Below are 14,684 nucleotides of genomic sequence, written 5' to 3'. Positions count from 1 at the left end.
AAATGGCGAATAAAATTTTAATTGTTGATGATGCAGCATTTATGAGAATGATGATTAAAGACATTTTATCTAAAAATGGTTTCGAAGTAGTTGGAGAAGCAGCAGACGGAAATCAGGCAGTGGAAAAATATAAAGAACTTAACCCTGACCTGGTTACCATGGATATTACGATGCCTGAGAAAGATGGAATTGCTGCACTTAAAGAAATTAAAGGGATGGATTCCAACGCAAAAATTATAATGTGTTCAGCAATGGGCCAGCAGGCAATGGTAATAGATGCAATCCAGGCGGGAGCAAAGGATTTCATTGTAAAACCTTTCCAGGCTGACCGTGTTATTGAAGCGATTCAAAAAGCATTGAGCTAAGAGGCCGCCACTTGATGCCAGGATTGAACGATAAAAAGAATGATCTTTCATCGATAGAAAGATATAAAGCTAGAATTAAAGAGTAGGTGCTTTTTTTGAGAACTATCATGAAGAAGCTTGTTTTCATCGCAGCCCTAACAGCAGCTCTGCATATGACTGGCAGTTCGCCGGCATATGCAGCATTTGATGGAACAGTGAAAGATTACTGGGAACAACCTGACGAACAGCGAAATGAAGAAAATCGGCCTGCTCAGAGTGATACAGGGACAGTGGCTGAGCAATCTACAGGGGTAACAGCTTTTGATTATATAAAAATGATCTTTGCACTTGTATTTGTTATCGCACTTATCTATTTTTTGCTTAAATTTATTAATCAAAAAAGCAAATCCTTTCAACAGACTAAATTAATTCATAATTTAGGAGGAACAACCCTTGGTGGAAATCGTTCAGTACAGCTTGTGAAAGTTGGAGATAGAATATTGATTCTTGGAGTAGGGGAAGATATTCAATTGCTGAAAGAAATTGACGGGGTTGAAGAGAAAGAAGAAATACTGGAGTATTACGAAGAGAAGCCACAGGGGATCCAGCAGCCCAAAGCTCTGCTTGCCCAGCTGATTGGCAGAAAGACAGACAGTTCTTCCAAGGATGAGAATGACACTCAATCATTTCAGTCTTTGTTGAAAACACAATTAGATGATATCAGGAAAGGCAGAAATAAGATGCTTAATGATTTAAACAGCAGGGAGAAAGATAAAGATGAATGAATTCATGGAGTTTTTTAATTCAACTTCTCCTGATTCTGTTTCGACATCGGTCAAGCTGCTTCTGCTCTTTACCGTGCTGTCTATTGCCCCGAGTATCCTGATTCTGATGACTTCTTTTACAAGAATCATGATTGTGCTTTCATTTGTAAGAACATCTCTGGCGACTCAGCAGATGCCTCCCAATCAGGTGCTTATCGGTTTATCGCTATTCTTAACATTTTTTATCATGGCACCGACATTTCAGGAAGTGAATGAAACGGCTCTTACACCTTTATTCAATGAAGAAATCAATTTAGAACAGGCATATGAAAATGCCGCCGTACCCTTCAAGGATTTCATGAGTAAGCACACAAGACAAAAAGACCTGGAACTATTTTTGAGTTATTCCGGGGCAGAACGGCCTGAGTCCATCGAAGATATTCCATTGACGGCACTCGTGCCTGCCTTCGCCTTGAGTGAAATCAAGACGGCGTTTCAGATAGGGTTTATGATTTTCATTCCTTTTCTTGTCATCGATATGGTTGTCGCAAGTGTATTGATGTCCATGGGGATGATGATGCTGCCGCCTGTAATGATTTCCTTGCCTTTCAAAATTTTGCTTTTTGTATTGGTAGACGGTTGGTATCTTGTCATAAAATCTCTGCTGCAAAGCTTTTAAGTAGGTGAATAACATGAATGCTGAATCGGTCATCGCTTTAGCAGAACGAGGAGTTTATACAACATTAGTCATATGTGCCCCCCTTTTGCTGCTTGCACTTGTGGTAGGTCTTGTTGTCAGCATCTTTCAGGCAACCACTCAAATTCAGGAGCAAACCCTTGCGTTTATTCCTAAAATCGTGGCAGTACTCGTTGGTGTGGTCTTCTTTGGTCCATGGATGCTGACAAAGCTTGTCACGTATGCGTCAGATATTTTCACGAATCTGAACAGGTTTGTAGGTTAATAGAGTGGAAGAGTTAATACCAAATCTTTCAATATTCTTATTGGTTTTCATGAGGGTTTCTGCCTTTTTTGTCACCCTTCCATTATTTTCGTACAGATCCATTCCTGCACAGCATCGTCTCGGTTTCGCGGCTGTGATTTCCTGGATGATGTATTACACAATCGATACAGCCCCGTTTGTGATCGATTTCGCTTATATATTGTTGGTCATGAAAGAAGCTATGATAGGACTTCTTCTCGGTTTTGCCGCATATATGATCATTTCAGCCATTCAAGTTGCCGGCAGTTTCATTGATTTTCAGATGGGTTTTGCCATCGCCAATGTCATCGATCCGCAAACAGGGGCGCAAACTCCGTTAGTCGGACAGTATTTATATACATTTGCTTTGCTGCTCCTCCTCGCACTGGATGGTCATCACCTTCTTCTTGATGGAGTGTTTTACAGCTATCAGTTCATACCGATCGATCAGCCGTGGATACCATTTGGGAACGAAAACCTTGCAGAATATGTGGTGAAAACCTTTAATTCCGTTTTTATTATTGCATTTCAAATGTCCATTCCGGTAGTGGCAACCTTGTTTTTGGTGGATGTCGCTTTGGGAATTGTAGCAAGGACCGTTCCTCAGTTGAATATTTTTGTTGTCGGATTCCCAATCAAGATTGCTGTCAGTTTTCTTGTATTGTTTATTGTAATGGGAGCGATGATGACAGTGATGCAGCAAATGTTTGAGTTGATGATGTATACGATGAGAGATTTAATGAAAATTATCGGAGGCGCTTAGTTTGAAATTGCTTTCCCTTGACCTGCAGTTTTTTGCAGGAGAAAAATCTGAAAAAGCCACACCGAAAAAACGCCAGGATTCAAGGAAGAAAGGACAAACCGCCAAGAGTCAGGATGTTAATGCAGCCGCCATTTTACTAGCTGTATTTTTATTTTTGACCTTTAGTGCTTCCTACATTGGAAATATTGTTTTTGATCTCTTCCGCCATTCCTTTCAAGAATATATGATGATGAACCTGACTCATGAAAGCTTTTTTGTCATCGTGAATGATGTTTTGATGCAGGTCGCCATTTTGCTCGGTCCGATCATGCTTGTTGCTTTATTGGCTGGTGTTTTCTCTAATTATGTGCAGGTCGGCGTGATGTTCACTTCCGAACCCTTACAGCCAAAGCTTGAAAAGATCGATCCGATCAAAGGGGCGAAACGGATATTTTCACTTAGGGCGATCGTAGAATTATTGAAGTCGATATTGAAAATCGGATTTGTCGGCGCCATCACCTTTGTAATCTTGTGGTGGAAGATAGATGAAGTACTAGAACTATCATTTAAATCAGCACATGATTCTTTGGCAACGATGGCAAGCCTGACAGTGCAGATGGGTATTGCAGCATCCTTGGCTTTACTGTTCTTATCCGTTTTTGACTATCTATATCAGAAATATGATTTTGAAAAGAATATCCGGATGTCTAAACAAGATATTAAAGATGAACATAAAAACTCTGAGGGCGATCCCCTTATTAAATCCAAGATCAAACAACGTCAGCGCGAAATGGCAATGAGGAGGATGATGCAGGAAGTTCCAGATGCAGACGTGGTAATAACCAATCCCACTCATTATGCCATCGCATTGAAGTATGATGAAGACAAGTTGGAAGCTCCTTATGTAGTCGCCAAAGGAGTTGACTATCTTGCGCAGAAAATCAAATTTATAGCCAGTGAAAATGACATAATCATGGTGGAAAACAGGCCGCTTGCCCGCTCGCTTTATGATGGTGCAGAAATCGGGGACGCCATCCCTGAAGAATTTTTCAAAGCGGTCGCGGAAATTCTAGCTTATGTCTACCGAATGAAGAATCAGCTGTAACAGCTGAGTGATAGGAGGGAATGCTGATGACAGCAAGAGATTTATCCGTACTTTCGAGTGTTATTCTTATAGTGGCCATGTTAATCATTCCTTTTCCGCCTTGGCTGTTAAGTGTCCTGATTATTATTAATATTTCATTGGCACTTCTTGTCCTCCTTACTTCCATGAATATGAACGAACCGCTGCAATTTGCGATTTTTCCATCGCTGCTCTTATTGCTTACTCTTTTCAGGCTGGGATTGAATGTATCAACAACGCGGTCAATCCTCAGCAATGGAGAAGCAGGGGATGTAGTAGAAACTTTCGGGACATTCGTTGTAGGCGGTAATGTACTGGTAGGACTTGTCGTTTTCATCATATTGATCATCATACAGTTTGTTGTCATAACGAAAGGTTCTGAACGTGTTTCAGAGGTAGCGGCAAGATTTACCCTTGATGCTATGCCGGGTAAACAGATGAGTATCGATGCCGACCTTAATGCAGGTATCATTTCAGAGCATGATGCAAGAGAACGACGCGAAAAAGTAAGCAGGGAAGCAGACTTTTACGGGGCAATGGATGGTGCATCAAAGTTCGTAAAAGGGGATGCAATCGCCGGAATCATCATCGTCTTGATGAACCTTATTTTCGGGATTATCATCGGCATGACCCAGCAGGGGCTTGCTATCGGTGAAGCTGCCACAAGATATTCCCTGTTAACCGTAGGTGATGGGATTGTCAGCCAGATCCCGGCTCTTTTGATTTCTACAGCAACTGGTATCGTTGTAACAAGAGCGGCATCGGATGGGAACCTGGGGAAAGATATCATCGACCAGCTGCTGGCTTTTCCTCAGATGTTATATGTTTCAGGGGCTACCATTTTCCTTTTGGGGCTATTCACACCTATCAATGACATCCTTACAATTCCTGTAGCAGCTGTTTTGGGTGTAGGCGGATATATGGTTTCCCGCGCACCGAAAGAAGAAGAAGAGGACCTGCTGGAAATGGAAGAGGAGAAAGAACAGGATGAAATGAAAAGTCCAGAGAGCGTTGTTAATTTACTGAATGTAGACCCTATAGAGTTTGAGTTTGGTTACGGCTTGATTCCGCTGGCAGATGCAAATCAAGGTGGAGATCTGCTTGACAGGGTAGTCATGATCCGCCGCCAGCTTGCAATCGAACTTGGACTTGTTATCCCGGTTGTGCGTATCAGGGATAACATACAGCTTCAGCCTAATGAATACCGTTTGAAGATAAAAGGAAATGAGATGGCACGAGGAGAGCTTCTCCTTGATCATTACCTGGCAATGAGTCCCGGGGTTGAGGATGAATCAATTGAAGGAATTGATACGGTTGAACCATCATTCGGCCTTCCAGCCAAATGGATAGGTGAAGACATGAAAGAACAGGCCGAAATCTTTGGTTATACAGTGGTTGACCCACCTTCAGTTGTTTCTACCCATATAACTGAGATCATTAAAAACAATGCACATGAATTGCTGGGAAGACAGGAAACAAAACAGCTGATAGATCACCTTCAGGAATCGTACCCTATTCTTGTCGAAGAAGTTACACCTAATCCTTTGTCAGTTGGTGAAGTCCAAAAAGTACTTGCAAAATTATTAAGAGAAAATGTATCGGTCAGAAACCTTCCTATCATTTTCGAAACATTGGCAGACTATGGAAAGATGAGTACAGATACCGATTTATTAGCAGAATATGTACGTCAGGCATTAGCCAGGCAGATAACCTCGCAGTATGTTGATCAGGGAGGGGCACTCAAAGTAATCACGTTATCTGGAAGGGTGGAAAAACTTATCGCTGATGCAGTCCAGCAGACAGAACATGGAAATTACTTATCCATGGATCCCAATGATTCACAAAGGATCCTCGAAGCGGTCGCTTCTCAAGTTGAACAACTGTCATTAATGGAAGAGTCGCCGATTGTATTATGTTCACCTGCTGTCAGGATGTATGTTCGTCAATTGACAGAGCGGTATTTCCCTCAAGTCCCGACACTCTCATATAACGAATTGGAAGCAAATGTCGAAGTCCAAAGTTTAGGGTTGGTGAATATTGAATGAAAGTAAAAAAGTATACTGCACCTACCATGCCGGAAGCAATGAAAAAAGTACGGTCTGAATTAGGTGAAAGTGCCGTTATATTGAACTCAAAAGTGATTTATACGGGAGGCTTTCTGGGTCTGTTCAAGAAAAAGAATATAGAAGTGATTGCTGCGATAGACCCCAATAACAAACCCAAGTCTGCAGAAAGGCGTACTCCTGCCGCAAAGCCTAAGGTTATGCAGAAGCAAGCAGAGCCAGTGACTAAAGCTGTACAAATCACAGAAAGCAGCTCGAATCAACTTGAGAAGGAAATTTCAGAACTTAAATCCATTGTACAGCTAATGAAGTCAAGCAATGGGTTTGAACATTATCCCGAACACATAAGAAAAGCTCTCATGTTCTTGAAGAATCAGGAGGTTGATGAGGAATATATTCTGGAGTCAGCTGAACATTTAATGTCATTAGAAAACAATGAAGAGTACGGCTCGGGACTATCTGAATTTCTTACTTCACAAATTAGTGGAATGCCTTTCGGCGGTATCAGTTATAAGAAAAAGTTTGTGAATGTCATCGGGCCGACAGGTGTAGGCAAGACGACGACTTTAGCTAAAATGGCCACTGAAGCAGTTTTGGAAAAGCGAAAGAAAATTGCCTTCATTACGACGGACACATACAGAATTGCTGCAATTGAACAGTTAAAAACATATGCTCAATTATTGAATGTCCCGTTGGAAGTGGTATATAAGCTTGCAGATTTTCAAAAAGCCATAGATAAATTCAGTGATTATGATCTTATTTTTGTTGATACAGCTGGAAGAAATTTCCGGGAGGAAAAATACGTTAAAGATCTTGAAAAAATAATTGATTTTAAAAAGGATATGGAAACTTTTCTTGTGTTATCTATGACATCAAAAGAAAAAGATTTGAAAGAAATTATCAGTAAATTCTCAAATGTTCCTATCGAAAAGTTCATCTTTTCGAAAATGGATGAAACTTCGAGTTATGGAACGATGTACAATATAATCCGAAGTGAACAAAAAGGCGCTGCTTATATTACAGCAGGACAAAGTGTGCCTGAAGATATTACAGAGGGAACGCCAAAAGAAATTGTACGTTTAATGATGGAAGGTTATGAATTATGAAAGATCAAGCACAAGGGTTAAGGATGAAGTTACTTGAAGCCCAATCTAAAAACGCAAAAACCATTGCTGTAGTCAGCGGCAAGGGTGGAGTAGGAAAATCGAACTTTGCTGTCAATTTTTCACTAGCGTTAGAGAAAAAAGGAAAAAAGGTTCTATTGTTTGATCTTGATGTGGGTATGGGGAATATCCATATTATTCTCGGTAAGCAGCCTGATAAGACAATTGCTGATTTTATAAACGACCATGAGCTGAGGGTTGAAGATGTAATATTCACTGATTCTGAAGGTGCTTCATATATAAGTGCAGGAAACGGTCTTCAAAATATAGTTGAATGGGTGGAGGAAGACATAGAGAGGCTTGTTAATGCCTTGGCAGAACTGGTTCACTCCTATGATTATATAATTTTTGACATGGGCGCAGGAGCTGCGAGCTATACAATGGAAATCCTTATGTCGGTTGATGATATTATGGTTGTGACTACCCCTGAACCTACAGCGGTTACTGATGCTTATTCAATGATGAAATATATATTTAATAAGGATAAAGAGAAGGATTTTTATTTGATCTGCAACAGGGCAGAAACAGAAAACGAGGGAATGGAGACGCTGAACAGGCTTAAAGTGGCTATGAATAAATTTTTGAACAAAGAAGTCTATCTTTCAGGTGTTCTCCCTGAAGATCCTGCAGTACGGAAGGCGGTCACAAAGCAAGTACCTTTGGTTCATTCCTTTCCTCAATCAGCTATTGCCTTGTCCTTACAACGTGTCCTTCAACAATATTTAGAAGGCAACACAACTTTTACACCGGCAGAAAAGAAAGGATTCGTTTCTAATCTAAAAAGAATGCTCTTTAGGAGGGCCGGGGGATGACAAAGAAAAAAGTCTTGATTGTAGATGATTCTGCATTCATGAGAAAGCTGATAACAGATTTTCTAACAAGCTCCCATCATCTTGAAGTGGCAGCTACTGCACGAAATGGTAAAGAGGCATTGGAAAAGATAGAAAAGTACCAGCCGGACGTGATTACACTGGATGTGGAAATGCCTGTGATGAACGGCTTGGAAGCACTCAAGCATATTATGCACCACTGCCCGCTGCCGGTAGTCATGCTCTCATCTACAACTAAAGAAGGCGCTGACAACACGATAACAGCAATGAACTATGGAGCAATCGACTTTGTAATGAAACCTTCCGGAGCCATTTCCTTGGACTTGCATAAAGTTAAAGAAGAATTGATTTCCAAAGTTTTGAATGCAAGTAGTGTATCCATGAAACAGCTTGATCAATACCGTTCCAGGAAAACACCTGAAAGTATCAGCAAACCTTTGGATTTTAGAAAAGTTGACACTTTAGATTGGTCAAGGCAGACAAAGAAATTGATATGTATTGGAACATCTACCGGAGGCCCAAGAGCACTTCAAGAGGTTATAGCATCGCTCCCGGCAGATGTTCAAGCACCGGTCCTTATTGTTCAGCATATGCCGGCCGGATTTACCAAATCCCTGGCGAACAGGCTTAATGCACTATCGGAAATCACGGTTAAGGAAGCGGAAAATGGAGAAATTCTCAGAAAAGGGACAGCGTACATCGCACCAGGAGGGTTTCATCTGAAAGTTAAATCAAAGGGAGCAGTTCTGGTTGTTTGCTTAGACGATCAAGAAGCCCCCCGAAATGGCCACAGACCTTCAGTTGATGTAATGTATGAATCTATCAGCGGACTTTCAAATTATGACAAAATTGCTGTAATTATGACAGGAATGGGTTCTGATGGGTCGAAAGGTCTGGTAAAATTGAAGGAGAATGGTAGAGTTAAAGCTATAGCAGAATCTCATGAAACAAGTATTGTTTTTGGAATGCCGAAGGCTGCAATTTCTACTGATCTGGTAGATGACATTGAAACTGTAGATAATATTGCCGGCTGTATTATGAAATATATGCCCTAGAGAGGTGTGGAAACCATGGAAATGAACCAATATTTGGAAGTATTTATTGAAGAAAGCAAAGAACATTTACAGACCTGTAATGTACAACTGCTGGAATTGGAGAAAAACCCGGAAAATTTGGCAATCGTCAATGAGATTTTCAGGTCTGCCCATACTTTAAAAGGAATGGCAGCGACAATGGGCTATGAAGATCTGGCCAGCTTGACCCACCAAATGGAGAATGTTTTGGATGCCATACGCAATAATAAAATATCAGTCAGTTCACTGATTTTAGACGTGGTTTTCATGGCGGTCGATGATTTGGAAGCTATGGTGATGTCCATTGCTGAAGGAGGGGAAGGAAAGCGTGACGTAACTGAAATTGTCAAAAAGCTTGCCCTGATTGAAAAAGGAGAATCTCTGGATACCCTCCAACCGGGTAATGAAGCTGCTGCTGCTGTTCTCGAAAAGGAACCTCAAGCAGAATCCACAGCTGAGTATGACCAGTTTGAGCAAACAGTCATTGAGCAGTCGAAGGAACAAGGATTCAGTTGTTATGAAGTATCAGTGTCTCTAAGAGAAGACTGCTTATTAAAGGCAGCAAGGGTATTTATGGTGTTTGAAGTGTTGGAGAAGTGCGGAGAAGTGATTAAGTCTGTTCCTCCAGTGGATGTGTTGGAAGAAGAAAACTTTGACCATGACTTTCTAGTGAGTATTGTGACGAAAGACTCACAAGAAGACATCCAGAAGAAGGTTCTGAAAGTTTCAGAGGTTGATAAGGTTGAAGTACTTCCTGTTGATTTACATAAAACAAAAGGGCAAAGTTCTCCAGAATCAGAGAATAACCCGATTGAAACGGGAGATGGCGAGAAGGCAGCGACGATGGACAGCCAGATTGCCCAAACACCTGCTGGATCTGTAAAAGGAGAGGCAAAGAAAGACTCGGCTCCAGCGAAACAAAGCAACGCTGGCAATAAGACGATCAGAGTGAACATCGAAAGACTGGATATCCTGATGAATTTGTTCGAAGAGCTGGTTATTGACAGAGGAAGGCTTGAGCAGATTTCCAAAGATCTTAACCATCCAGAGCTGAATGAGACTGTAGAAAGAATGTCCAGAATATCCGGCGATTTACAGAACATCATTCTTAATATGCGAATGGTTCCGGTAGAAACTGTGTTTAACAGATTCCCACGGATGATCCGTCAGCTTGCGAGAGACTTGAACAAGAAGATAGAGCTTGAAATCATTGGTGCAGATACAGAACTTGACCGCACGGTTATCGATGAAATCGGTGATCCTCTGGTCCACTTGCTCCGAAATGCGATTGACCACGGCATAGAAACACCGGAAGTCCGGCAGCGAAGCGGCAAACCTGAGCAGGGAACCGTAACGTTGAAAGCTTACCACAGCGGCAACCATGTCTTCATTGAAATTGCTGATGATGGCGGTGGAATCAGTAGAGAGAAAGTACTGAAGAAGGCTATTTCACAAGGTGTTGTCAGTGAGGAAACAGCTTCCACTTTGTCAGACCGCCAAGTGTATGAGCTCATACTGGCATCAGGCTTTTCAACAGCTGAAACCATCTCTGATATTTCTGGAAGAGGAGTAGGGCTTGATGTTGTAAAGGCAACAATTGAATCATTAGGCGGTTCGATTACGATAGATTCCAAGCTCGGTGAAGGAAGCGTCTTCTCCATTCAGCTTCCATTGACGTTATCCATTATATCGGTAATGCTCGTTGAAGTGGAGACAGAAAAATACGCTATCCCGTTATCTTCCATAATTGAAACGGCTATTATTAAAAAAGAAGATATCATGAACGCACACAATCAAAAGGTGATCGACTTCCGTGGAAAAGTAGTTCCATTGCTATTCCTTGAAGATGTTTTTGAGGTGTCTAAACAAGAACAGGATGAATTCTATTCAGTGGTGATTGTCCGTAAAGGTGACAGGATGGCAGGACTGGTAGTGGATTCCTTTATAGGGCAGCAGGAAGTCGTGTTGAAATCTCTTGGCAATTACTTGACTGATGTTTTTGCTATTTCCGGCGCCACTATCCTTGGAGACGGACAAGTAGCATTAATCGTTGATTGTAATGCATTAATTAAATAATGGGAGGCCGAAGATGATGAGTGATACTGCAACTGCTTCAGATTTAAAAGTGATTGTTTTTCAATTATTGGAGAAAGAATATGCGATCCCTGTTAATCAGGTACGGTCAATCGAAAAAGTTCAACATATTACCAGGGTCCCAAAGGCAGCCACTTTTGTTAAAGGAGTCATCAATTTACGGGGAGTCGTGACACCCGTTATTGATTTGAGAAGCAGATTTTCGCTTCCTGAAGAACAACACTCCGAAGATACAAGGGTGATTATTGCTGGTATTGGAGATATGGAAGTGGGCCTTGTCGTTGATGCGGCGAATGATGTCCTTGACATTCCGGCAGAATCTATTGAGTCACAGCCGGAAGTAGTCGGGGGTGTTGAAACGGATTATATCAGCGGAGTAGCGAAAATAGAGAAAAGGCTGCTTGTTCTATTGAATTTGGAAGAAGTATTAAATTAAGCAATAGATTAGCAGTGAGGTCATAGGGAAGGTCCAGTACTCAGGGGCAGCTTCCCTTATGTATAAATTGAATATAAACAGGGGTTATTTACAATGGGATTCGAAAAAGAAATTACACACCTCCACCTGGATATTCTCAAAGAGATCGGAAATATCGGGGCTGGTCATGCTGCAACGGCTCTTTCAACTTTGCTGAATAAAAAAATCGATATGAAGGTTCCTCAGGTCAGAGTCGTTTCTTTTGATGAAATGATGGAGATGGCAGGCGGACCGGACAATGTGGTGGTAAGTGTCTTCTTGCGAATTGAAGGAGATGCGCCGGGAAGCATGTTTTTTGTTCTTCCTTTGAGGCAAGCTGCAAGCTTTATTCAAAGGATGACAGGAGATACAGAGTTTACATTTGATGAACCTCCATACTCGGAGATTGGATTATCCGCTATGCAGGAGCTTGGAAATATTTTATCTGGATCCTACCTCTCCTCATTAAGCGATTTTACCAGCCTGAATCTTTATCCCTCCGTTCCTGCATTATCTGTGGATATGGTAGGGGCCATTATCAGTTTTGGTTTATTGGAAGTATCACAGACCAGTGATAATGCAATTGTCATAGATACAGCTCTTAGAGAAGAAGATATTCCTGAAACAGATAGTGTTAAAGGCCATTTTTTCTTGCTTCCCGATCCCGATTCATTTAAATCAATTTTTAAATCATTAGGTGTATGAACGTGACTCAGATAAGCGAAGTAGTAAAAGTAGGAATTGCTGATATGAAACTCGCCAAAGGCCAACAGTCTATCAGGACATCCGGATTAGGTTCTTGTGTCGGAGTTGTTATTTTTGATGACTTAGCTCATTTGGCTGGAATGGTTCACGTAATGCTGCCTTCCTCAAGCCTGTCCAAAGACAGCAGTTTTAATGTAGCAAAGTTTGCAGACACTGGAGTTAGAGAACTGGTAAGGTGCCTATCACTTCAAGGTGGACGAATCAATCGTTTTAAAGCCAAAATCGCGGGTGGAGCTCAAATGTTCCAATTCACTTCCGGAAGTGACCTAATGCGGATTGGCCCCAGGAATGTAGAAGCTGTAAAAGAGGAATTAAGAAAATTGGGAATTCCAATCCTGTCGGAAGATGTAGGCGGCAGTAACGGACGTACGATTGAATTTCATATCGATTCTTCTTTATTGAATGTCAGGACTGTCAATATGGGAATTAAAGATATATAATGGCTGGAAACATTGTATGGAATTTTGCTTTTGCCCTTTTTGGTTTCAGCCTGTACTTTTTTCTTGCATTCGTAGATGGAGAGCCAAAAGAAGTCCTTACTGGCTCATTCATTACATCATTAATCTTTTTTATAATCATGTTCATTGTCCGTTTTTTTGTCCAATCCGGATTGAATGATGACAGGATTCCTTCTGGAGATGTTACGGGAGAGCCGGGAAAACCAGAAGGGCAAAAAGAGAGAGAGATTTCAGCGGACATCGGCAAGTCATATGATGAACAAGAAATTGCAGCAGCTATACAACACTTACTCAAAGACGAGTGATTAACTGCATCTGTAATACCTTTAAGGAATACATACTCCATTGAGTATGACAATCAGATTTGAATTATTTATAAAAAACAGCCAATCTTGGATGCCGGGAGGAGGAGTAACATGTCTCAGCCTTCTTTAATGGATGAACGAAAGTATTGGGATCTGTGGAAAAAATCCAGGGATCCCCACGCTGGAGATATGCTAGTAAAAAAATATTTGCCGCTCGTTTCTTACCATGTTCAAAGGATCTCAGTCGGACTGCCTAAGAATGTTTCAAGAGAAGACTTGAAGAGTCTCGGTTTGATGGGCCTTCTCGATGCTTTAGAAAAGTTTGACCCATCCAGAGACCTGAAGTTCGATACCTACGCTTCCTTTCGAGTAAGAGGTTCAATCATCGACGGATTACGAAAAGAGGACTGGCTGCCACGGTCAACAAGGGAGCGGGCAAAGAAGATTGAAGCAAAGATTGAAGTTATGGAACAAGACTTGCTTCGTTCTGTGACACCAGCAGAAATTGCTCGTGAATTGCAGCTGGAGGAAGGCGAAGTCTATCAGACGATGACTGAGTATTTTGTTGCGAATGTACTGTCGATCGATGAACAAGTTTCTGATGAAGAAAGTGAAGGCCAGCTTTCATACTCCATCAAGGATGACCACACAGTTATGCCTGAATCTCAGCTGCTTAAAAATGAAAATATCGCTGAGTTGACAGAAACCATACGGACTTTATCTGAGAAAGAACAGATGGTGCTCAGTTTGTTTTATTATGAAGAGCTGACGCTGACTGAAATAGGGGAAGTGATGAGTTTATCCACCTCAAGAATTTCTCAGATTCACTCCAAGGCTATTTTTAAGCTTCGCACCCTATTAGGGTAACAGCTCCTTGTAACTGGAAGAAGCCTCAAACTATTACAGATTACAGAAATTATGGTGAGCATATGCAAACATTTTTAATTTTTATATCTTTTATTCTGAACATAGCAGCCTTATTGGCGATTGTCATACTTTATACCAGGCAAAACAGACTGTTGGAAGTGGAAAAAAAGCAGGAAAGAACGGTTAAAGAAATGGAAGATACGATTTCAGCCTATCTTCTTGAGCTGAAAGAAGATAATGACAGGTTCATTCAACAATTTCAAACTTTAAAAGAAAATAATACGGAACAGAGCCGGGAAAAAGTCGAAAAAATCAGGCAAGCAGCTGAGCTGGATTCAGGAGCAGGGAACTCATTCCAGGATCAGGAGGAAAGCCCTGAAACCTATAGCAGCCAATCATTTAAGCGGCAAAATGCTGCAAAAGCATATAAGAAAATTCATATGAATAGTTCAAAACCTGATGCCGATCATGTTTTACCTGTTGATGAGGCATCGAGCAAAGACCCTATATACTCTAAGATCAAAAATCTCCAGGATGATGGGTATTCACTTGATGAAATTGCCCAAGAACTGGGTAAGGGAGTAACCGAAATAGAGCTGCTTTTGAAATTTCGACAAAATCACAAATAAATTTCTTGATTGCACAATCCTGTTGTGCTA

At 41.2% G+C, this 14,684-nt stretch carries 17 protein-coding genes; all 17 read left to right on the top strand.

Annotated features, from left to right (window positions below; translation table 11 throughout):
• Positions 1 to 2 precede the first annotated feature (2 nt).
• Positions 3 to 365 (top strand): response regulator, encoded by a 363-nt coding sequence (locus M1E09_RS14335; RefSeq protein ID WP_456271536.1) that lies wholly within the window; start codon positions 3 to 5, stop codon positions 363 to 365.
• 107 nt (positions 366 to 472) lie between these two features.
• Positions 473 to 1,129: a flagellar biosynthetic protein FliO gene (gene fliO / locus M1E09_RS14330; RefSeq protein WP_456271535.1), complete on the top strand. Its 657-nt coding sequence runs from the start codon at positions 473 to 475 to the stop codon at positions 1,127 to 1,129.
• Positions 1,122 to 1,787: a flagellar type III secretion system pore protein FliP gene (gene fliP, locus M1E09_RS14325; RefSeq protein ID WP_456271534.1), complete on the top strand. Its 666-nt coding sequence runs from the start codon at positions 1,122 to 1,124 to the stop codon at positions 1,785 to 1,787. Before fliO ends, fliP begins: the two co-directional genes overlap by 8 nt.
• Positions 1,788 to 1,800: 13 nt before the next feature.
• On the top strand, positions 1,801 to 2,070 hold the full coding sequence (fliQ, locus tag M1E09_RS14320) for a flagellar biosynthesis protein FliQ (RefSeq protein WP_456271533.1): 270 nt from the start codon (positions 1,801 to 1,803) through the stop codon (positions 2,068 to 2,070).
• 4 nt (positions 2,071 to 2,074) lie between these two features.
• The gene (gene fliR / locus M1E09_RS14315) at positions 2,075 to 2,851 is read left to right on the top strand and encodes a flagellar biosynthetic protein FliR (protein WP_456271532.1); all 777 of its coding nucleotides are present in this window, start codon (positions 2,075 to 2,077) and stop codon (positions 2,849 to 2,851) included.
• Position 2,852: 1 nt separating this feature from the next.
• A complete protein-coding gene (gene flhB, locus M1E09_RS14310; RefSeq protein ID WP_456271531.1) occupies positions 2,853 to 3,935 on the top strand; it encodes a flagellar biosynthesis protein FlhB in 1,083 nt (360 codons plus the stop codon).
• Between the two features lie 26 nt (positions 3,936 to 3,961).
• Complete coding sequence (flhA, locus tag M1E09_RS14305; protein WP_456271530.1) at positions 3,962 to 5,998, top strand: flagellar biosynthesis protein FlhA; 2,037 nt, start codon at positions 3,962 to 3,964, stop codon at positions 5,996 to 5,998.
• Positions 5,995 to 7,122: a flagellar biosynthesis protein FlhF gene (gene flhF / locus M1E09_RS14300; RefSeq protein WP_456271529.1), complete on the top strand. Its 1,128-nt coding sequence runs from the start codon at positions 5,995 to 5,997 to the stop codon at positions 7,120 to 7,122. Before flhA ends, flhF begins: the two co-directional genes overlap by 4 nt.
• Positions 7,119 to 7,991: a MinD/ParA family protein gene (locus M1E09_RS14295; protein ID WP_456271528.1), complete on the top strand. Its 873-nt coding sequence runs from the start codon at positions 7,119 to 7,121 to the stop codon at positions 7,989 to 7,991. The genes flhF and M1E09_RS14295 overlap by 4 nt, the downstream gene beginning before the upstream one ends.
• Positions 7,988 to 9,064 (top strand): protein-glutamate methylesterase/protein-glutamine glutaminase, encoded by a 1,077-nt coding sequence (locus M1E09_RS14290; RefSeq protein ID WP_456271527.1) that lies wholly within the window; start codon positions 7,988 to 7,990, stop codon positions 9,062 to 9,064. Before M1E09_RS14295 ends, M1E09_RS14290 begins: the two co-directional genes overlap by 4 nt.
• A 15-nt stretch (positions 9,065 to 9,079) precedes the next feature.
• Positions 9,080 to 11,158, top strand: a complete 2,079-nt coding sequence (locus M1E09_RS14285) for a chemotaxis protein CheW (RefSeq protein WP_456271526.1) — start codon at positions 9,080 to 9,082, stop codon at positions 11,156 to 11,158.
• 16 nt (positions 11,159 to 11,174) lie between these two features.
• A complete protein-coding gene (locus tag M1E09_RS14280) occupies positions 11,175 to 11,612 on the top strand; it encodes a chemotaxis protein CheW (RefSeq protein WP_456274997.1) in 438 nt (145 codons plus the stop codon).
• A 93-nt stretch (positions 11,613 to 11,705) separates the two neighbouring features.
• Positions 11,706 to 12,335: a chemotaxis protein CheC gene (locus M1E09_RS14275; protein ID WP_456271525.1), complete on the top strand. Its 630-nt coding sequence runs from the start codon at positions 11,706 to 11,708 to the stop codon at positions 12,333 to 12,335.
• The gene (locus M1E09_RS14270; RefSeq protein ID WP_456271524.1) at positions 12,332 to 12,835 is read left to right on the top strand and encodes a chemotaxis protein CheD; all 504 of its coding nucleotides are present in this window, start codon (positions 12,332 to 12,334) and stop codon (positions 12,833 to 12,835) included. The genes M1E09_RS14275 and M1E09_RS14270 overlap by 4 nt, the downstream gene beginning before the upstream one ends.
• Positions 12,835 to 13,158 (top strand): hypothetical protein, encoded by a 324-nt coding sequence (locus tag M1E09_RS14265; RefSeq protein ID WP_456271523.1) that lies wholly within the window; start codon positions 12,835 to 12,837, stop codon positions 13,156 to 13,158. The genes M1E09_RS14270 and M1E09_RS14265 overlap by 1 nt, the downstream gene beginning before the upstream one ends.
• A gap of 111 nt (positions 13,159 to 13,269) precedes the next feature.
• A complete protein-coding gene (locus M1E09_RS14260) occupies positions 13,270 to 14,025 on the top strand; it encodes a FliA/WhiG family RNA polymerase sigma factor (RefSeq protein WP_456271522.1) in 756 nt (251 codons plus the stop codon).
• 62 nt (positions 14,026 to 14,087) lie between these two features.
• Complete coding sequence (locus M1E09_RS14255) at positions 14,088 to 14,654, top strand: hypothetical protein (protein ID WP_456271521.1); 567 nt, start codon at positions 14,088 to 14,090, stop codon at positions 14,652 to 14,654.
• Positions 14,655 to 14,684: the final 30 nt, after the last annotated feature.

The sequence above is a fragment of the Bacillus sp. AK031 genome, assembly GCF_053903065.1.
The sequence above is the reverse complement of the archived record's forward strand: the minus strand, read 5'-3'. Positions and strand labels throughout refer to the sequence as shown.